At 49.4% G+C, this 18,876-nt stretch carries 19 protein-coding genes; 8 read left to right on the top strand and 11 right to left on the bottom strand.

Annotated elements, in window-relative coordinates:
- The first annotated feature begins 7 nt into the window (after nt 1-7).
- The 6 genes from infB to Q4488_RS11070 all read left to right on the top strand — a co-directional run bounded on the left by infB (nt 8) and on the right by Q4488_RS11070 (nt 7,235).
- Nucleotides 8-2,578 (top strand): translation initiation factor IF-2, encoded by a 2,571-nt coding sequence (infB, locus tag Q4488_RS11095; RefSeq protein ID WP_303580539.1) that lies wholly within the window; start codon nt 8-10, stop codon nt 2,576-2,578.
- 20 nt (nt 2,579-2,598) lie between these two features.
- The gene (rbfA, locus tag Q4488_RS11090) at nt 2,599-2,994 is read left to right on the top strand and encodes a 30S ribosome-binding factor RbfA (RefSeq protein ID WP_303580538.1); all 396 of its coding nucleotides are present in this window, start codon (nt 2,599-2,601) and stop codon (nt 2,992-2,994) included.
- 3 nt (nt 2,995-2,997) lie between these two features.
- On the top strand, nt 2,998-3,954 hold the full coding sequence (gene truB, locus Q4488_RS11085) for a tRNA pseudouridine(55) synthase TruB (protein WP_303580537.1): 957 nt from the start codon (nt 2,998-3,000) through the stop codon (nt 3,952-3,954).
- 133 nt (nt 3,955-4,087) lie between these two features.
- Complete coding sequence (gene rpsO / locus Q4488_RS11080) at nt 4,088-4,357, top strand: 30S ribosomal protein S15 (RefSeq protein ID WP_303580536.1); 270 nt, start codon at nt 4,088-4,090, stop codon at nt 4,355-4,357.
- Nucleotides 4,358-4,574: 217 nt separating this feature from the next.
- Complete coding sequence (gene pnp, locus Q4488_RS11075) at nt 4,575-6,677, top strand: polyribonucleotide nucleotidyltransferase (RefSeq protein WP_303580535.1); 2,103 nt, start codon at nt 4,575-4,577, stop codon at nt 6,675-6,677.
- Between the two features lie 90 nt (nt 6,678-6,767).
- Complete coding sequence (locus Q4488_RS11070; protein WP_303580534.1) at nt 6,768-7,235, top strand: CreA family protein; 468 nt, start codon at nt 6,768-6,770, stop codon at nt 7,233-7,235.
- Between the two features lie 8 nt (nt 7,236-7,243).
- On the opposite strand, the gene Q4488_RS11065 is transcribed toward Q4488_RS11070, so the two are convergent.
- Nucleotides 7,244-7,594 (bottom strand): hypothetical protein, encoded by a 351-nt coding sequence (locus tag Q4488_RS11065; protein WP_303580533.1) that lies wholly within the window; start codon nt 7,592-7,594, stop codon nt 7,244-7,246.
- A gap of 258 nt (nt 7,595-7,852) precedes the next feature.
- Here Q4488_RS11065 and Q4488_RS11060 point away from each other — a divergent pair, with 258 nt between their 5' ends.
- On the top strand, nt 7,853-8,035 hold the full coding sequence (locus Q4488_RS11060) for a hypothetical protein (protein ID WP_303580532.1): 183 nt from the start codon (nt 7,853-7,855) through the stop codon (nt 8,033-8,035).
- A gap of 170 nt (nt 8,036-8,205) precedes the next feature.
- Here the strand turns inward: Q4488_RS11060 and Q4488_RS11055 are convergent, their stop codons facing one another.
- The 3 genes from Q4488_RS11055 to rsuA are packed head-to-tail and all read right to left on the bottom strand — an operon-like array spanning nt 8,206 to nt 10,633.
- Nucleotides 8,206-8,880, bottom strand: coding sequence for a hypothetical protein (locus Q4488_RS11055; protein ID WP_303580531.1), 675 nt, complete (start codon nt 8,878-8,880; stop codon nt 8,206-8,208).
- Between the two features lie 20 nt (nt 8,881-8,900).
- Complete coding sequence (locus Q4488_RS11050) at nt 8,901-9,944, bottom strand: methyltransferase (protein WP_303580530.1); 1,044 nt, start codon at nt 9,942-9,944, stop codon at nt 8,901-8,903.
- Nucleotides 9,944-10,633: a 16S rRNA pseudouridine(516) synthase RsuA gene (gene rsuA, locus Q4488_RS11045; RefSeq protein WP_303580529.1), complete on the bottom strand. Its 690-nt coding sequence runs from the start codon at nt 10,631-10,633 to the stop codon at nt 9,944-9,946. Before rsuA ends, Q4488_RS11050 begins: the two co-directional genes overlap by 1 nt.
- Nucleotides 10,634-10,762: 129 nt before the next feature.
- Here rsuA and Q4488_RS11040 point away from each other — a divergent pair, with 129 nt between their 5' ends.
- On the top strand, nt 10,763-11,599 hold the full coding sequence (locus Q4488_RS11040; RefSeq protein ID WP_303580528.1) for a 6-carboxytetrahydropterin synthase: 837 nt from the start codon (nt 10,763-10,765) through the stop codon (nt 11,597-11,599).
- A gap of 108 nt (nt 11,600-11,707) precedes the next feature.
- Here the strand turns inward: Q4488_RS11040 and Q4488_RS11035 are convergent, their stop codons facing one another.
- The 7 genes from Q4488_RS11035 to Q4488_RS11005 form a co-directional block, all read right to left on the bottom strand.
- A complete protein-coding gene (locus Q4488_RS11035) occupies nt 11,708-12,889 on the bottom strand; it encodes an acetyl-CoA C-acetyltransferase (RefSeq protein ID WP_303580527.1) in 1,182 nt (393 codons plus the stop codon).
- Nucleotides 12,890-13,212: 323 nt separating this feature from the next.
- Nucleotides 13,213-14,061, bottom strand: a complete 849-nt coding sequence (gene panC, locus Q4488_RS11030) for a pantoate--beta-alanine ligase (protein WP_303580554.1) — start codon at nt 14,059-14,061, stop codon at nt 13,213-13,215.
- A gap of 2 nt (nt 14,062-14,063) precedes the next feature.
- Nucleotides 14,064-14,858: a 3-methyl-2-oxobutanoate hydroxymethyltransferase gene (panB, locus tag Q4488_RS11025; protein ID WP_303580526.1), complete on the bottom strand. Its 795-nt coding sequence runs from the start codon at nt 14,856-14,858 to the stop codon at nt 14,064-14,066.
- Nucleotides 14,859-14,988: 130 nt separating this feature from the next.
- Nucleotides 14,989-15,492, bottom strand: coding sequence for a 2-amino-4-hydroxy-6-hydroxymethyldihydropteridine diphosphokinase (folK, locus tag Q4488_RS11020; protein ID WP_303580525.1), 504 nt, complete (start codon nt 15,490-15,492; stop codon nt 14,989-14,991).
- Nucleotides 15,485-16,897, bottom strand: coding sequence for a polynucleotide adenylyltransferase PcnB (gene pcnB / locus Q4488_RS11015; protein WP_303580524.1), 1,413 nt, complete (start codon nt 16,895-16,897; stop codon nt 15,485-15,487). The genes folK and pcnB overlap by 8 nt, the downstream gene beginning before the upstream one ends.
- A 239-nt stretch (nt 16,898-17,136) precedes the next feature.
- A complete protein-coding gene (locus Q4488_RS11010) occupies nt 17,137-17,364 on the bottom strand; it encodes a hypothetical protein (RefSeq protein WP_303580523.1) in 228 nt (75 codons plus the stop codon).
- Nucleotides 17,365-17,462: 98 nt separating this feature from the next.
- Complete coding sequence (locus tag Q4488_RS11005) at nt 17,463-18,854, bottom strand: sigma-54 dependent transcriptional regulator (protein ID WP_303580522.1); 1,392 nt, start codon at nt 18,852-18,854, stop codon at nt 17,463-17,465.
- Nucleotides 18,855-18,876: the final 22 nt, after the last annotated feature.

The following is an 18,876-nucleotide window of genomic DNA, read 5'->3' as shown; positions in this document are numbered from 1 at the left end:
AACCCAGATGGCAGAAGTCACAGTAAAACAGCTAGCCGAAGTAGTTGGCGTTCCCGTTGATCGTTTGCTTACGCAGATGAAAGAAGCAGGTATTGCAGGAAAGAATGAAGTCGCTTCAGTAACTGAAGATGAGCGTCAGAAACTGCTAAACCATCTTAAGCGTAGCCACGGAGAAAAATCCGATGGTGAACCTAAAAAGATTACGCTGAAGCGTAAAACCACTAGTCAGATTAAAGTGTCTGGTGCTGCAGGTAAGAAAACTATCAATGTAGAAGTGCGCAAAAAACGCACCTACGTTAAGCGTGCTGACGTTGAAGAAACGCCCGCTGCTGGCGTTAAAGCAAATAATTTACAAGCTGAGCTCGATGCACAAGCGCGTCGTGATGCCGAGCTTCAGGCTGCACAAGAGAAGCAGCGCGAAGAAGCGCGCACCAAAGCAGCCGCAGAAGCGAAGGCCAAAGCGGCTCGTGCGAGCAATGGTGAGGCGGCTAAATCGTCTGAACCTAAAGCTGCGGTCTCTAAGCCTTCCATGGCCAAGCCTGCGGCGAAGAAAACAGCCGCGCCTCGATCGGGTGCGCCAGCGGCTAATACGCCAGCGCCGAATGCGAATGCGAATGCACCGAAGCAAGATCGCAAACCCGCGCGTGAGAAAAATTTCCGCAGTCAGGATAAACCAGCCGCCGGTCGTAAAGGTGGTGATAAGCGTCTATCCCGTAAGCCGAGTGGGCGTGACGGTAATCGTCGTGGCAAACCAGCTCAACGTGGCATGACCAGCTCTAACGTACAAGCATTTGAGCGTCCTACGGCGCCGGTTATCCATGAGGTTGGCATTCCGGAGTCGATTACTGTTGCTGAATTGGCGAAGAAAATGTCTGTTAAGGCGGCTGACGTGATTAAGGTGATGTTCAAAATGGGGGCGATGGCGACCATCAACTCTGTTATTGATCAAGACACTGCCACGCTGGTTGTTGAAGAGATGGGTCATACCGCTGTCGCCATGCAGGCGAATACGGTTGAAGATCAGTTGATCGAAAGTGCTGGCGCGGCTGAAGATATTGCCGGTGAGCAGGTTGAACGTGCACCGGTTGTGACCGTTATGGGCCATGTTGACCACGGTAAAACATCGCTGCTGGATTATATTCGTGAAACACGGGTTGCTGCCGGTGAGTCGGGTGGTATTACTCAGCATATCGGTGCTTATCACGTAGAAACCGGCCATGGTATGGTGAGTTTCTTGGATACTCCAGGACACGCAGCGTTTACCGCGATGCGTGCCCGTGGTGCGCAGTTGACCGATATCGTTATTCTGGTTGTTGCTGCCGATGATGGCGTTATGCCGCAGACCGAAGAAGCGGTCAATCACGCTAAGTCGGCCGGTGTGCCGTTGGTCATTGCGGTTAACAAGATCGATAAAGAAGATGCTGATCCTGAGCGAGTTAAAAACGAACTTGCGCAGCGTGATGTCTTGCCGGAAGAATGGGGCGGTGACGTTCAGTTTGTTAACGTCTCGGCTAAAACCGGTGAAGGTATCGATGCGTTGTTGGATGCGGTACTGCTGCAAGCCGAGCTGTTGGAATTGAAAGCGATTCCTGAAGCGTCTGGCCGTGGTGTTGTGGTTGAATCCCGATTGGATAAGGGTCGTGGCCCTGTGGCAACACTGTTGGTTCAGAATGGTACCCTACGCCAGGGCGATATCGTATTGGCTGGTCTGCAGTATGGTCGTGTCAGAGCGATGCTGGATGAGAACGGTAAGCCGGTTAAAACCGCTGGGCCATCTATTCCGGTAGAGATTCTGGGTCTCGATGGTACACCGGGTGCGGGTGATGAGTTCACCGTGGTCTCCAATGAGAAGAAAGCCCGAGAAGTGGCCTTGTTCCGTCAGGGTAAATACCGTGAAATTAAACTGCAGCGTCAGCAGCAGGCGAAACTTGAGAACCTGTTTGAGAACATGCAAGCCGGTGATGTCAAAACGCTGAATATCATTATTAAAGCGGACGTTCGTGGTTCCTTGGAAGCGCTGACTAGCTCGTTAATGGATCTCAGTACCGACGAAGTTAAGGTGAATGTTGTCTCCGGCGGTGTCGGTGGTATTGCTGAAACGGATGCTAACTTGGCGGTTGCCTCTAGCTCGATCATGATCGGCTTTAACGTTCGTGCGGATGCTCAGGCACGCGCCATCGTTGAGCGTGAAGATATCGAACTACGTTATTACAGCGTTATCTATGACATCATTGATGATGTTAAGTTGGCCATGACCGGTCTACTGTCTCCTGAGTTTAAGGAACAGATTGTGGGTATCGCCGAAGTACGTGATGTGTTCCGTGCACCGAAGATTGGTGCGGTTGCAGGCTGTATGGTGACTGAAGGTTCGGTATTCCGTAACAAGCGTATCCGGGTACTGCGTGAAAACGTGGTCATTTATGAGGGTGAGCTTGAATCACTACGTCGCTTTAAGGATAACGTGGCTGATGTTCGTCAGGGCATGGAATGCGGTATCGGTGTTAAGAACTACAATGATGTGAAGGTCGGCGATCAGATCGAAGTCTTCGACACGATTGAAGTTCAGCGTACCCTTTAAGAGTGCATTGATAGACTACTATGGCAAGAGAATTTAGTCGTACACAGCGGATATCTGACCAGGTTCAAAAGGACTTGGCTCAGTTGATTCAGCGTGAAATTAAAGACCCCCGCCTAGGCATGGTGACAATCAGCTACGTCAAGATCGCTAAAGATCTTGGCTATGCCGATATCTATATCACCGTGATGGCGATGGGTGGCAAAGATGAAGCAACGGCAGTGGTAGAATCCCTCAAGGTTCTTAACAATGCCGCCGGCTTCCTGCGTGGGCAGTTGTCCAGCAAGATCAAACTGCGGGTGATGCCGCAATTACGTTTCCATTTCGATGAAAGTGTTGACCGTGGTCGCCGCCTGAATGATCTGATCATTAAGGCAACGCGAGCAGATGGTAAACACGGTCAGGAAGACGGGGAATAACCGTTGGCAAGGCGGGCAAAAGGCCGCTCGGTCAATGGCATATTTCTGCTCGATAAACCGGGTGGAATGTCGTCAAACCGAGCGCTACAAATTGTAAAACGTATCTATGGCGCCGCGAAGGCGGGTCATACCGGTGCGTTGGATCCTCTCGCGACTGGGATGCTGCCACTTTGCTTTGGTGAAGCGACTAAGTTTTCTCAGTTTTTATTGAATGCCGATAAGCGCTACATCACCACGGCTAAGTTGGGTCAGCGAACTGATACCAGTGATGCCGATGGTGAGGTGGTTGAACAACGGCCGTTACCAGACAACCTCAGTGCCGCGCAGATCGACGAGTTATTACAGCAGGCGTTTACGGGCTTAATTACGCAGGTGCCGTCGATGTTTTCGGCCCTTAAGCATAATGGTCAGCCGCTGTATAAACTGGCACGTCAAGGCATTCAGATTGAGGTGAAAAGCCGTCAAGTGACGGTATTCAGTATTGAATTACTGGATTTCCGCGGTGATGAAGTCGATCTCGATATTCGTTGTAGTAAAGGCACCTATATCCGTTCAATTGTGCAGGATATGGGCGAGATGCTAGGCTGCGGAGCGCATGTTAAAATGCTGCGCCGTCTCGACTCGGGGCCCTATAAAGCAGAGGCGATGATGCCTTTAGCTGAATTGGAGCAACGTGTAGCGGATATGGGGAGTGAGGCCACGACAGAAGCGATACAAATGTCGTTGGATACGTTATTATTACCGTCATGGAGCCCTGTTGCGGATACCCCAGAGGTGTTGCTATCAGCAACTCAAACCCTTGCTCTCTGTCAGGGGCAGCGCGTGATGTTGGATAACGTTGACGAGCAGCCACTGGTGCGGATTCGTGATAGCGCGAGTGATAAATTTCTGGGGATTGGTGAAGTTGACGTGTATGGGCAATTACTGCCGCGTCGCTTGATGAATACGCAGGATATATAATTGATTTGTCTGTGTGGCTTAGGCGGCACAGGCAATATGACGTTGCACTGATAATATGCTCGGTACAACGCGACTATTAATCCACCACGCTTATACAGTCAGTGGTGTGCATATTAAATTTGGAGTTTTTAAAATGGCATTATCTGTTGAAAAGAAAGCTGAGATCGTTGCTGAATACGCACGTGTTGAAGGCGACACCGGTTCTCCTGAAGTTCAGGTTGCTCTGCTGACTCACAACATCGTTGGTCTGCAATCTCACTTTAAAGGTCACATCCATGACCACCATTCTCGTCGCGGTCTGATCCGCATGGTAAACCAGCGTCGTAAGCTGCTGGATTACTTGAAGAATAAAGATGTAACTCGTTACGCTGATCTGATCAAGCGTCTCGGTCTGCGTCGCTAAGATAATGTTCCGGGGCCATCATTGATGGCCCCGGTGCTTTTTAAGGTCTGCTAAAATAGAGATCACTATAAGGTCTGTACTGCGTTTTACACCAACCAGCCTGTACTCTAGTGGGTTCTCAGGGAGACCAGAGCCCAGCAGAGTACTGGCTATAAAGAGGCCGGTGTGACGTTGCACAGACATTTTTTTGTTTTGCATAAAGATAAGGAATTGTATCGTGCCACAAGCAATTACTAAGACATTCCAATACGGTAAGCATGAAGTTACCCTCGAAACGGGTCGGGTTGCCCGTCAGGCGAGCGGTGCTGTATTGGTAACGATGGGTGGTGTACAGGTTTTGTGTACCGTTGTGGGTGCTAAATCAGCCCGCGAAGGTCAAGACTTTTTCCCACTGTCTGTTCACTACCAAGAAAAGTACTATGCCGTTGGACGTATCCCTGGTGGCTTCTTTAAGCGTGAAGCGCGTCCATCTGAGAAAGAAACACTGACATCACGTTTGATTGACCGTCCTATCCGTCCGTTGTTTCCTAAAGGCTACATGAATGAAGTACAGGTTATCTGTACGGTGATGTCTGCGGATAAGATTAACGATCCTGATATTGCGGCGATGATCGGTACTTCCGCTGCACTGGCGGTTTCAGGTATTCCATTCCAGGGTCCTATCGGTGGCGCGCGTGTTGGTTATACCGAAGAGGCGGGTTACTCGCTCAACCCAACCTATGAAGAGCTGGAAACCTCCATGCTGGACATGGTGGTTGCGGGTACTTCCGATGCCGTACTGATGGTTGAATCCGAAGCGCAAGAGCTGTCTGAAGATGAGATGCTAGGGGCCGTTGTATTTGCGCATCAGCAGATGCAAGTGGCTATCTCTGCTATCAATGAGTTGGTTGCCGAAGCCGGTAAGCCGCGCTGGGAATATGCACCAGAAGCTAAGGACGCAGCACTGATCGAACAGGTGCGCGGCGTCGTTGGTGCTGATATCAATGCTGCTTATCAAACGGCTGACAAGATGGAGCGTCAAAACGCTCTGAGTCAAGCACGTAGTAAAGCGGTTGAAACGTTGTGTGGTGAAGAGGGTCAACCTTCTGCTGCTGAAGTATCCGGTATCTTTAAATCACTGGAAAAAGAGATTGTTCGGGGTCGTATCCTTGATGGTCAGCCACGTATCGATGGTCGTGACAGCAAAACTGTCCGTGGTATCGATGTTGAAGTTGATGTATTGAGTGGTACTCACGGTTCTGCACTGTTTACCCGTGGTGAAACTCAGGCGATCGCTACCTGTACACTCGGTACAGCGCGTGATTCACAAATCATCGATGCGATCGAAGGCGAACGTCGCGATCCATTCATGTTGCACTACAACTTCCCTCCTTACTCTGTCGGTGAAGCGGGTCGTATGGGCGCGACTGGCCGTCGTGAGATTGGTCACGGTCGTCTAGCACGTCGTAGTGTTGCAGCCGTTCTGCCATCACAGGAAGAGTTCCCGTACACTATCCGTATCGTGTCTGAGATCACTGAATCTAACGGTTCAAGCTCGATGGCATCGGTTTGTGGTGCGTCTCTGTCTATGATGGATGCGGGTGTTCCGTTGAAAGCGCCGGTTGCCGGTATTGCTATGGGTCTGGTTAAGGAAGGCGAGCGTTTCGCGGTCCTGACGGATATCCTCGGTGATGAAGATCATCTGGGGGACATGGACTTTAAAGTAGCGGGTACAGAAGCGGGTGTTACCGCGCTGCAGATGGATATCAAGATTACCGGTATCACTGAAGAGATCATGGAGATCGCGCTGGAGCAGGCTTATGAAGCGCGTGCTCATATCTTGAAAGAGATGGCTAAAGTGATTGGTTATGCCCGTCCTGAACTGCCAGACAATGCCCCTGCGATGACACTGCTGGAAATTAATCCAGACAAGATTCGTGACGTTATTGGTAAGGGTGGTGCGACGATCCGTGCGCTGACAGAAGAGACCGGTGCCACCATTGATATTGAAGACAATGGTACTGTCCGAGTCTATGCGGCCGATAAAGCAGCCGCGAAAGCGGCGGTGGATAGAGTTCGCGAAATTACTGCTGAAGCTGAAGTAGGTAAGATCTACGAAGGTAAGGTGGTACGTCTTGAAGAGTTCGGCGCCTTTGTTAACATTCTGCCGGGTAAAGATGGCTTGGTACACATCTCGCAAATCGCTAACAAGCGTATCGAGAAGGTGACTGATTACATCAAGATGGATGACACGGTTAAGGTTAAAGTGATGGAAGTTGATCCTCGTGGTCGCATCAAGTTGACTATGCGTGATCTAGAGCAAGATGAATCTGTAGAATAAGTCTTCATTCTGCGTCAAAAAACCCGCTGCTGCGGGTTTTTTTGTACCTATTGGATAACTGATGAGCTGATGATTAAAAGAGATATGAGTATGAAAAGACGAATAGCCATGTTGTCTGTTCTGCTGCTGACGGGGTGTGGCGGAGAAGATGTGGGTGATGTTTCACTGGGCTTTCTGACGACGAAGGATATTAAACTGAACGTGTTGGTTGACCCTGTTGTGACGGGAGTGACTTGCCATGTTGCCAGTATTGAAGCCAATCTTAATTTTGCGGATCCGAGTGATTCATCGATTGCTTGTCGTCAGACAGGCCCGATTACCGCAGAGATGATCGCTGCGATTGATCGCTCCAAGAGCGGTGCCGTGGTGTTTCGAAAATCCAAGAGCGTGTTGTTCAAAACGATGAAAGTACGCCGGATTTTTGATCCACAATCACAAACGCTGATGTACCTCTCGTATTCAACCAAAGAGATTAACGGTAGCTTTAAACACAGTCTTTCGACAGTGCCTTTATGGGGCACTGCGGCCTATCAAGCGCGACCGATGCCTAAGCAATAGAGGAGACGCTAGCTGACGGATTTGTAGCTTTCTAATCCTGCCATGCTGGGTTGATAGGCCTGAGTAGCACTGCGCGCCAAGGCGCGTAATAAGCGTCCGGTAATACAGTTAAAGCATTGCGGACCGTTGCGTTGGCACAGTGAGTTGGCACAGGCATTCAGGAGTAACTCATGAGCGGCCTGCTGTTGTAGGCTGCGTGTCGTTGAGTACAGTTCGTAACAGGTGACAATGCCTTGTTCGAGTAACTCGTTAACAGCGTGACCACGCCATTCGGCGATGAGACTATTCGATAGGCCGCTATGTAGTTTGATCACCGGTTCCCTGCGCTCTAACCATGCATCAATTCGAAGTGCATCCATCTGTAACTCTCTATTAATTAAATGATAATGATTCTCATTATGTTTATTTGAGCTGTTAATGCAAGTCTTTTATGCTGGTTTTGGTCTTGAACGTTTATTACTCAATGCGCTTTAGATCAGCGGTTGTGCGGCTTAGGTGAGTTGTCCCAATGTTATGCACAGGCTTGTTCCGTTGATTCTGGGGGTAACTATTATCAAGATAAGTGGACTCATGCTGCGAGCATAGCGGCGATAAGCGTGTCTTAGATAGCAATAGAGATGCTGGGAGAGGGTAAGCAAGCGTTTATCGATGACTTTGAGGCAATGGCTAGAGATTATCTCGGTAAGTCTATCGAGTTTGTGCGGGCGATTGCTGAAAGGAATTTAGTGGCGTTACATACTCATCCAATGTGGCCGGGTGATGATCAATATGGCACGATGGATTTTTTTCCGTTTCGATGAGCAGGGAAAATCGTTGCGCATTGGGATTCTGTTTAGGGAGTTCTCGCGGAGACTAAAAATGCTCATCCGATGTATTGATTGGCGGGTGATGAGGCGCGGCGATAGCGCATACTTTGCATATGATCGAGTCAGGGAAGCCATACCGCACTCCCCCTGTTGAGTCATGATTGTTAGGTGCTCTTTTCCCGCATAACGCAATACAATCGAAAGCCATAGATCGTGTATAGGCAGTTAAGAAAGCCAAACACGATATCAAACAGGCTACGTAATATGAGAGAGTCGATGCCCATGGTTTGTAGTAGGGTTTCTATGAGCAGGTTACTACCGAGCAAGATAACAAACAGACAAGCTAAGCCGTTAAGCAGTGGCCAGAAATAGTCTGAGGTGTCTTGCCAACTGTTTTTTAACGACTCAGTTGGGCCTGATTTTTCGATGACGCTGTGATATTCGGCAAATCCCCAGCGGATCATGACAAAGACGCCGGGGATAAAGAACAGCAGTAAGCCGATGACGATGCCACATGCGCCGAGTAGCTTAGTGAGAAACAAGGGCCCCCAGCGTTGCAGACCGATTTTGAGTGCTTGAGTCGTGCTGATAGGCTGATTATTCACAACCGATTCAAGATAGGCAATGGTGGCGCCAGCATAGAGCGGCAAGAAGATCAGGCTCGCCAGATAGAACATCATCACTGAATCATTCATCTCTGGATTGCTCGGATCAACGGACTGCATAGCGCTCATGCTGATCAGGGTGATGAGAATAATAAAGGGTAGCTGTATCCGCATAATCGCTTGCATATGGGCGCGGAAAAAGAACCATGTTTGTTTAAGATAAGTGGCGATCATGCTGTATTTGTCACTCGTGTTTAGTGCGGTTGGGCCAGTCGTATCAACTTAAAGCTACCGTTGTCGGCGATAACCTCTATGGTTGAGAACAGTTTTTTGGCTTTTCGTTCAAGGGGTATATGTAAGTTCACCACAAAGCAGGCGATGCCGTCGGGCTGTAAATGCCGGTGAGCGGCCTTAAGAAAGCGATCAGTCATATCCCCTTCAATACTGAAGCCTTGATGAAAAGGCGGGTTACAGAGGATTAACGGGAAGCGCTGATCGATCCCTTCGGCACAGTCGGCAGCAATGATGTGGCCATCAATCTGTTGCTGCCGAAAATTTTCAGTGCAGGCGAGTAGGGCTCCAGCATTGTTATCGGTGGCCGTCACTAGACAGCCGAGTGACGCGCCATTAAGGGCGAGATAGCCATAGCCACAACCGAGATCGAGTAGGGATTTGGGAGGGCTCGCGAGGCTAGCGATAAACTGCGGTAACGCTGATATTAGCAATGCGCTACCTTTATCGATCTTATTCCAACCGTAAACACCGGGCTTACTGATATAACTCAAGTGATCATCGCTGGCGACGTCACGTAAGCGACAATAATCCTGATCATCGAGTAATTCAGTAGCGGCCGAACCCGGCGACTGAAGGATACCCATCCAAGTATTTTTATCTGATTTAGAGGCTTCCATCTGTCCAGCAAATAGCTTTTTCGCTTTGTCTAGATAGGTTTTAATACCTTCGTTTTTGAGTCCCGCAAGTGCAAGCGTACCGCCGGGTTTAAGCACGCGTATCGCTTGATTGATAATATGATGCACCACGGGTTTTTCTTTCGAGACCCGGTAGATAATGTTATCCACACTGTGATCAGCATAGGGGCTGAAGTCGAAATCAGAAAACTGGCTCTGCCAGCCGGCGCTTTCCAGCTGCTGACAGAGATCGAAGCGATTACTGATCACGGTAATCGCGGGATTGACCTTGCTGGCTTGATTGAGCAGGTTTTCATCGGCAATCCACAGAGCAACGCCATCGGCGTTATCCAGCTGTGGTTTTAACAGAGCAAAGGCGGTATCAGTCATCAGAAAGAGTTCGCTTCGGCTGCGGTAAGGAAACGGTATTCACCTGCTTCTAGATCGTCATCTAGGCGAATATTGCCAATCTGTTCTCGGTGCAGGGCGGTGACTTTATTACCCATCGCGGCAAACATACGCTTAACCTGATGATAACGACCTTCGTGCAGCGTGACTCTGGCCTGAGTGTCCGACAGTATCTCGAGCTCAGCGGGCAGGGTGGGCTTGTCTTCATTGCGCAAGGTGATACCGGCAGCAAACTGTTGGATATAATCCGCAGTGATCGGCTCGGCGGTGCTGACGAGGTACACTTTATCGCACTGATGCTTAGGTGAGGTGACGCGATGCGACCATTGGCCATCGTTGGTGATCAGCACTAAGCCTGTGGTATCGATATCTAAGCGTCCAGCCGGATGCAGATCCCGTATGGTGATCTGCTCGAGTAAGTCGATCACCGTCGGGTGCTCGCTGTCTTCGGTGACGCAAACCGTGCCGGCGGGCTTATTGAGCATTAAGTATTTAGGGCCTGGCGGGGCAATATCACGACCTTCCAGTGATACCTGATCATCGCTTCGGACTTTGTAACCGTGATCCTGACACAGTTGACCGTTTACCTCGACATTCTTACATTTGATCTGTCGTTTAATTAGACTGCGGGGTAAACCGGTTGCCTGACTTAGATATTTATCCAGTCGCATTGAATTTCATCTGCCTGTTATCAAAAAGAGCTAGTATACCGGTACTCGTCAGAATGCAATAGGGCTGGTAATCAGCTAATATACGCCCTTTCGATATCCGATCCTTTGCCATTAACTGTGTGACTGCCTGTGAAGCTTTTTGTAGATAACCTGACCAATGTTGATTTTTCTTACTTGCATCCGCAGCGAGGCTTGCTGGGCGAGTCTTGGCTGGTGCAATTAGTACTCGATGGTGACTTAAATGAAGAGGGCATGATCTGTGATTTTGGCATTGTCAAAAAAGCGGTGAAGCAATGGTTTGATAACAGTATCGATCATGCGTTGGTCGTGCCGACTAATATGGCTAACCTGCATTCAGAGCAATTGAATGGCGAAACAACGGTTAACTGGCGCTATCCTGAAGGTGGTGAGTTCTACTGTCGTTCGCCAGAACAGGCGATCGTGCTGGTGGATATCGATGAAATTAACGAGCTTAGCTTGGCGGCTTGGTGTAATGCTCAGCTCTTGGCGTTATTTCCCGATGAGGTGAAAGGGCTAGAAATTAGTTTTGTGCCTGAAACAATCAATGCGGCGTATTATCACTATAGTCACGGTTTGCAACAGCATGACGGTAACTGTCAGCGTATTGCGCATGGCCACCGTTCGCGGATTCAGATCTTTCTCGATGGGCAACGGGATACCGTTGTCGAACAACAATGGGCGAAAACCTTTTCTGATATCTATATCGGTACCCGAAGCCACTTGGTGAGTGCGACCGATGATGAACATCATTATTGCTATGATGCCCCGCAGGGGGAGTTTGAGATTCGTTTACCGGCGAGCCACTGTTATCTGATGGGTACTGAAACCACGGTAGAGCAGATTGCTTGTCACCTTGCGGCGCAGGTGAAGTTATCCCATCCCGATCGAGAGGTGATGGTGAGAGCGTTTGAAGGAGTGGGGAAAGGCGCGATTGCAACAGCCTAATGTGGGTCTCGCTCGGGCGATTTAAAAGCCGAGCCATTGAGGCATAAAAATAGTGTAAAAAAACGCGGTTCGGGCCGCGTTTTTTTGTGACAACGGTTTTCGCTAGGTTTAGCTGCGCTCGATCGCTAGCGCAGTACCCATGCCACCACCGATACAGAGTGTCGCTAAGCCTTTTTTAGCATCGCGGCGAGCCATTTCGTGCAGCAAGGAAACAAAGATACGGCAGCCTGAAGCACCGATTGGGTGGCCTAAGGCGATAGCGCCACCGTTAACGTTCACCAAGCTAGTATCCCAGCCAAGTTCTTTGTTAACTGACATGGCTTGCGCGGCGAACGCTTCGTTCGCTTCAACCAATTCTAGATCATCAACAGTCCAGCCGGCTTTTTCAAGCGCTTTCTGTGTAGCACAGATGGGGCCTGTACCCATGATAGAGGGATCAACACCCGCAGACGCATAAGCTTTGATGGTTGCCAGTACGGGTAGACCTAGCTCAGCAGCTTTTTCTGCAGAGCATAGCATAACAGCTGCAGCACCATCGTTGATGGTCGATGAGTTACCCGCAGTGACGGTGCCGTCTTTTTTGAAGGCCGGACGCAGTTTAGCCAGAGCCTCTGCCGTGACGCCAAAACGTGGCTGCTCATCGGTATCAAATACAATAGGGTCGCCTTTGCGCTGAGGCATCACAACGGGAATGATCTCATCTTTGAACTTGCCAGAGGTGACGGCTGCTTCAGCTTTGTTTTGCGAGGCTGCAGCAAAGGCATCCTGCTCTTCACGGCTGAAGCCATACTTGTCGACAATGTTTTCAGTGGTGATACCCATGTGATAATCGTTGAACGCATCCCAAAGACCATCTTTGATCATGGTATCTACCATTTTCCAGTCACCCATGCGAGTGCCGTTACGGGAGTTTGGCAGCAGGTGAGCAGAGGCGCTCATATTTTCTTGACCACCGGCAATGATCATTTCAGCATCACCACAGCGGATTGCCTGAGTCGCCAGTTGAATTGCTTTTAAGCCTGAGCCACAGACCTTGTTGATGGTCATGGCTGATACTTCAATAGGTAAGCCGGCATTGATAGCTGCTTGACGTGCGGGGTTCTGACCGCAACCGGCGGTGAGTACTTGACCGAGAATGACCTCATCAACTTTATCTGCGGCAACACCGGATTTTTCCAGCAGCCCTTTAATAACAATCGAGCCTAGCTCGCTGGCAGGAACGGATGACAGGGAACCATTAAAACTACCCACCGCTGTGCGGCCGGCAGCTACAATAACAACATCGCGCATGATTATTCCTCTTGCTTATAAAATTGCTGCAGAATTATAGTCACGTATGGTGACGAATATATGGCAGGTCAGTCTGTAACCTGACAGTGATGACTCTACAGCTGTTTTTGTAATTATTTCTATTTGTGCAGTGCAGTACAACATAGACAAAAGGTCACTGCAATGGGGTTAACCCTGAGAGCGACACTAACAGATAAAACATGTCACCGGTCACAGAATTTAACAGGTGTTAAGGGAATAGCCAAGCAGACTAAAGATGGAGATCGCAGAGGAATGTGATTTTGATGTTCAGATACCGCCATCAGGCGGTATCTGAGAAGGGCTTAGAGATCGAGCATCATATTATCAATCAGACGCGCTTTACCCAGATAGGCAGCGGCGATTAAGACTAATTCCGTATCGTTGCTATCGGCTTGATGCAGATTATCACGCTTGGAAATACAGTAATAATCGCGCTTGAAGCCTGCCTGCTCGAGAGCGACCTGCGCCTCTTCTTGCAGGGTTAGATAATCTCGGCGGCCCGCGGCTATCTGATCGATAGTGGTGCGAATCGTTTGATTGAGGATCGGCGCGATGGCCAATTCTTCTGCTGTCAGGTAAGCGTTGCGAGAGCTTAACGCGAGATTGCTTTGAGCGCGAACGATAGGTGATCCCTGAATCTCAACGGGCAGAAATAGGTCTTCTGCCATGCGACGAATCACCAGCAATTGTTGGAAATCTTTCTCACCAAAGATCGCCACATCGGGCTGTACGATGCCGAATAATTTACATACCACGGTGGCAACACCGCGGAAATGTCCTGGACGGGTGGCGCCACAGTGCATATCCGAGATGCCTGGCACCTCAATCTGCGTTTGTATCACCTGACCATTGGGATAGATCTCTTTGATCGTCGGCGCGAACAGGTAATCGCAATTGGCCAGTTCAAGTTTCTCTTGATCGGCTTCCAAAGTGCGCGGATAAGCGTCGAGGTCTTCGTTCTCACCAAACTGTAGTGGGTTCACAAAGATGCTGGCGACAGTGATATCGGCATTGTTGTTGGCTTGATGAATCAGTTGGATATGACCCGTATGGAGATTGCCCATAGTTGGCACAAAACCGATACGCTTGCCCGCACGACGCTCTGCGCCGAGGGTTTCACGTAGCTCGGCAATAGAATGGATAGTTTTCATCATTATTCGAATCCGTGTTCCGCGCCGGGGAAAGCGCCTGCCTTAACTGCTTCGGCATAGGCTTTGAACGCACCGGCGATATCATTACCTTGCGTCATAAAGTTTTTTACAAACTTAGGACTGCGTCCTGGGGTAATGCCTAGCATGTCATGCATAACAAGTACTTGAGCATCGGTTTCAGGGCCTGCGCCGATACCGATAACCGGAATATCAACCGCTTGGGTAATTTCACCGGCGAGTAATGAAGGCACGCATTCTAGTAACAGCATCGCTGCACCAGCCTGCTCAAGACGCACAGCGTCTTCGATCATCTGTTTCGCGGCGCTGTTATTGCGGCCCTGTACCTTATAGCCACCTAGGACGTTAACGGCTTGAGGGGTTAACCCTAAATGGGCGCAAACCGGAATGCCGCGCTGTGCCAACAGAGCGATGCTTTCATCTAACCAGGCAGCACCTTCCAACTTGACGATGTGCGCGCCTGCTTGCATCAGTGCAGCGGCACTGTCCATGGCCTGTTCGGGAGTGCTATAGCTCATGAAAGGCAGGTCTGCCATGATCATTGAGCCTTGATTGCCTGCTTTAACCGCTGCGGTGTGATATGCCATCTCTTCGACGGTCACCGGCAGTGTACTATCGTTTCCCTGCAGAACCATGCCCAGGGAGTCGCCCACTAATATAACTTCAACACCCGCAGAACTAATTAGGTGGGAGAAACAGGCGTCATATGCGGTTAGCACCGCAAATTTTTCACCAGCCTGTTTTCGAGCCATTAGTGTATGAAGGGTAATGCTGCTCATAAGAGAACCTGCTTATTTATTACTCACACGGGAGGGGATTATACCTAGGCCTTTTCGGATTAACTATTATCTATTGCGCATAGGCAATAAAAACGTTGTAACTCTTTGTTTTATAGTTATTTTTGTTTGACTAGATTAGTTCAAGCGAGCCCTTGTCACAGTTTTTTAGGCAATCTGCGAGGCTGATTTGATTAGGGATATATACGTCAGGATCGATTTCTGCCAGCGGATAAAGGACAAAATTACGGGCTTGAATAAAGGCATGAGGGACGGTTAAGCGTTCGTTATTGATCTGCTCGTCACCATAAAGCAGTAAGTCTAGATCCAGTGTACGCGGCCCCCAGTGCTGTATTCTTACCCGTTGATGTAGCTGTTCAATCGCTTGCAACGCATCTAGCAGTTGCAGCGGGGTAAGGGTGGTTTCTAAGCTGGCGACGGCATTGATGTAGTCGGGTTGGCCGACTGGGCCAACCGGATCGCTGCGATATAGGCTGGAATGAATCAAGCCGCGACAACAATCTAAACGTTCCAGTTCAAGCAGTGCGCGACTCACCTGAGTAACGGGGTGTTCGAGATTGCTACCGAGGCCGATATAGCAGCGAATCCAGTTTGTCTTGTGGGATAACTCAGCCATTATTCTGCTCGGGTTTTTTGCTGGGGCTGCGGCGACGTCGGCGACGCTTGGGGGCTTCATCCTTGGGTACGTCACGGGACATATGGCTGCGAATCTGAGGGTTTTGGGCTTGATAGTCAGTCCACCATTTGCCTAAACCTTCGAGGTTTTCACCACTGTTTTCGCGCAGCATCAATAGATCATAGGCGGCTCTAAAGCGAGGATGCTCCATTAACCGTGAGGCTCTTTTACCTTGACGACGCGGAAGACGGAACTGTAATTCCCAGATTTCCCGGATCGGTGTAGAAAAACGCCGCGGAATAGCGGTCTGACGGATCTGTTGAGCAATCACCTGATTCGCCGCTTCATGCATTGCTGGAACCGTGTGCATCGCCTCATTTTTTTGTAATTGAGCCATGCGACGCTGCATGGGATACCAGAGCAGTGCGGCAAATAGAAAGGCCGGTGTGACGCTCTTGTTCTGCTGTAAGCGCCGATCGGTGTTCTGCAACGCGTTGAGTATCAGTTGCTCAACGGGTTCGCCTTGTGGGTCATCGAGACACTCCGCGGTTTGACGGAAAACATGTTCCAGCAGACCGTATTTACGGAACTGATGAAATGATTCGATACCGTGGCCCGATTGAAATATTTTCAGTACCTCATCAAATAAGCGTGCCGGGGCAATATCTTTGAGCAGGTAACCGAGCTCATACAAAGGGGCTTCGGTTGCCGGCTCAATGGTGAAACCTAGCTTAGCGGCAAAACGTGCCGCGCGGAGCATCCGTACCGGGTCTTCACGATAACGGGAATCCGGATCGCCAATCATTCTCAGGGTACGATTTTGTAGATCATTGAAGCCGTTAGTAAAATCGTAAACGCAGTGATCTTTGGGGCAGTAATAGAGGGCGTTGACGGTGAAGTCACGTCTTAGAGCATCCTCTTCGATCGTGCCATAAACATTATCTCGAACGATCATGCCACTATCATTTTGACGACCGTGTTCACCATCCTCATTTTTAGGCTGACTATCATGGCTAGCGCGGAAGGTGGCAACCTCTATCATGTCTCGACCGAAGCGAACATGCAGTAGCTTAAAACGTCGACCGATTAGACGTGAACGGCGAAATATCGCGTGGGCTTGTTCCGGCGTGGCATTGGTGGCGACATCGAAGTCTTTCGGGTGCTTATCCATCAGCAGATCGCGGATACAACCACCCACTAGGTAGCCTTCGTAACCTTCATCCTGCAAATGATAGGCTGTCTTCATCGCCGCATCGTTCAACAGTCTGCGAGGAATCCGATGGATCTCTTCTGAAATAAGCAGAGGGCCACTTTTTGGCGGGCTAGCTTTGCTGGCGGATGGCTGTCGATTACGACCGAATAGTTTACGGATAAACGAACCTATAGGTGATGAGTTTTTGTCCATATCTTACTGAGAAACTTGCGCAGAAATAAGAGGCCAGAATAGTAGCACAAAAGACGAGTAAAAAGCGTAGTTTAAGCCGTCGTTTACGGATCTTGAATGCAATACAGTAGGGAAGTTTTGAATAACGAATGATGAAAAGGAGATGGGTAAGCTGATCGCTGTTAGACAACAACTCAGTATTAGCTTGTTGTTTTTATTTCTAATAGCACTGATTCGGGACCGTTGTATTGGGTGTCAATTCAGCGATCAGCTTGTAGTGTCTCATTGTTATTTTTATTTGAGACGAGATACTTATCAGCTAATAATCTGGGTTTTATTTTTATTACGATTATCGGCAGTAAGTGTTGTTCTTCTTCTTGATCTAATAATAGCACTTGCTGTGCCAGTTTTTGTAACTCTTTGTTTTTTATTGTTTTGTTGTTTTTTGCCTCTGGTTTGTTACTCAGTGTTACCGGGTTGGGTAACAAATAGTGTTACCTTTATACACATGTTGTGGGTGCTTGGTGGGGGATAAGTAACACTTTTGAGTCACCTTTTAGGTAACTCAGTGCATCTAGTGCGGGTATTAATCTTTGGGTTTTCGAGGGATTCCCAGTTTTTGACGACGTTCCCATAAGCATTTCCGGCTGACGCCAAGCTTCTTCGCCAGTTTGGTTTCACTCATACTATCCTGATTCTCCAAGACAAAACGTTGAAAATAGTCATCAAGCGATAGGTTTTGCTCGGGACGGCGTTCATTAACATCGGTTTCTGCCACCAATGAGTGGCCGCTGGCAAAGTTTGATTCCAATTCTGCTAGGGAGTCAGGCTCAATATCCAGACCGAGTAGGTCGGTGGTAATCAGCTGATCTTCGGCCAAGATAACGGCTCGCTCGATGGCGTTTTGCAGTTCTCGCACATTCCCTGGCCATTGATAGCGAATCATGGTGCTACAGGCATCATCATTGAATTTGAGTAGCGGGGAACCCAGTTTTTCACAGCTACTTCGTAAAAACTGTTGCGCAATTTCGATAATATCCTCGCCGCGCTCACGTAAAGGAGGCATCTGTAGTTCCATGACATAGAGTCGATAATACAGATCTTCGCGAAACTCGCCGGTTTTCGCCATCGCCTTGAGGTTACGATGGGTCGCGGCAATCAGACGCACATCGACATTGATCGCTTTCACCGAGCCGACTCGGCGGATCTCGCTTTCTTGGAGAAAGCGTAGCAATCGTGCTTGGGCTTCGAGGGGCAATTCACCAATTTCATCGAGAAAAAGTGTGCCGCCGTGAGCCGCTTCGATGAGTCCATTTCGAGTGGCATCGGCACCCGTGAAGGCACCTTTTTCATGACCAAAAAGTTCGGATTCAATCAGTGATTCGGGAATGGATGCACAGTTAACCGATACCATGGGCGAGTTGGCTCGAGCGCTCTGTTGATGAATCGCACGGGCCGCGAGTTCTTTGCCGGTGCCGGATTCACCTTGAATCAGTACGGTGGCATCGGTACCGGCAACCTTATGAATGCGCGTAAAAAGGTTTTGCATCGCGCTACAGTTGCCGACCATTTCGTGACGGCGTTTAGTTTGAGCGGTATCTGTCGGATGGGCACTATTCTCGTCATTGCTACGCAGCTTGATGATATTGCCGATGGTTTCGAGAATTTCATCGTGATCGAACGGCTTGGCGATATAATCTACGGCGCCCATTTTCATCGCATCAACAGCGGAACGCATGCTGGCGTAGCTGGTCATAATGACAACCGGCACGGCTTTGGCTAAATCGATCAGGTCGGTGCCGGGCGCGCCGGGTAAGCGCAGGTCACTGATAATTAGGTTGTAATCATTGAGGTTAAATTGGCGGGTCGCGTCGTCAACAGACTCCGCGTCGTCAACACGGTAGTCATTGCGCTCCAATAGTCGTCGGAGGGCGGAACGTATAATCGACTCATCTTCTACGATCAGAATACGGCTCATTCGGTTTACCTTTGCTTCTTGT

The organism is Amphritea sp. 1_MG-2023 (assembly GCF_030547545.1).
Lineage (GTDB): Bacteria > Pseudomonadota > Gammaproteobacteria > Pseudomonadales > Balneatricaceae > Amphritea.
This window is presented reverse-complemented; position numbering and strand designations above follow the sequence as displayed.

Bases quoted from the DNA above. Each gene is read 5' to 3' on its own strand.
- Q4488_RS11050 (WP_303580530.1), bottom strand. From the start codon at position 9,944: ATGACTGATACCGCCTTTGCTCTGTTAAAACCACAGCTGGATAACGCC.
- Q4488_RS11060 (WP_303580532.1), top strand. From the start codon at position 7,853: ATGCTGGGAGAGGGTAAGCAAGCGTTTATCGATGACTTTGAGGCAATG.
- Q4488_RS11065 (WP_303580533.1), bottom strand. From the start codon at position 7,594: ATGGATGCACTTCGAATTGATGCATGGTTAGAGCGCAGGGAACCGGTG.
- panC (WP_303580554.1), bottom strand. From the start codon at position 14,061: ATGAAAACTATCCATTCTATTGCCGAGCTACGTGAAACCCTCGGCGCA.
- Q4488_RS11005 (WP_303580522.1), bottom strand. From the start codon at position 18,854: ATGAGCCGTATTCTGATCGTAGAAGATGAGTCGATTATACGTTCCGCC.
- rpsO (WP_303580536.1), top strand. From the start codon at position 4,088: ATGGCATTATCTGTTGAAAAGAAAGCTGAGATCGTTGCTGAATACGCA.
- panB (WP_303580526.1), bottom strand. From the start codon at position 14,858: ATGAGCAGCATTACCCTTCATACACTAATGGCTCGAAAACAGGCTGGT.
- Q4488_RS11035 (WP_303580527.1), bottom strand. From the start codon at position 12,889: ATGCGCGATGTTGTTATTGTAGCTGCCGGCCGCACAGCGGTGGGTAGT.
- folK (WP_303580525.1), bottom strand. From the start codon at position 15,492: ATGGCTGAGTTATCCCACAAGACAAACTGGATTCGCTGCTATATCGGC.
- infB (WP_303580539.1), top strand. From the start codon at position 8: ATGGCAGAAGTCACAGTAAAACAGCTAGCCGAAGTAGTTGGCGTTCCC.
- Q4488_RS11055 (WP_303580531.1), bottom strand. From the start codon at position 8,880: ATGATCGCCACTTATCTTAAACAAACATGGTTCTTTTTCCGCGCCCAT.
- Q4488_RS11070 (WP_303580534.1), top strand. From the start codon at position 6,768: ATGAAAAGACGAATAGCCATGTTGTCTGTTCTGCTGCTGACGGGGTGT.
- rbfA (WP_303580538.1), top strand. From the start codon at position 2,599: ATGGCAAGAGAATTTAGTCGTACACAGCGGATATCTGACCAGGTTCAA.
- pcnB (WP_303580524.1), bottom strand. From the start codon at position 16,897: ATGGACAAAAACTCATCACCTATAGGTTCGTTTATCCGTAAACTATTC.
- rsuA (WP_303580529.1), bottom strand. From the start codon at position 10,633: ATGCGACTGGATAAATATCTAAGTCAGGCAACCGGTTTACCCCGCAGT.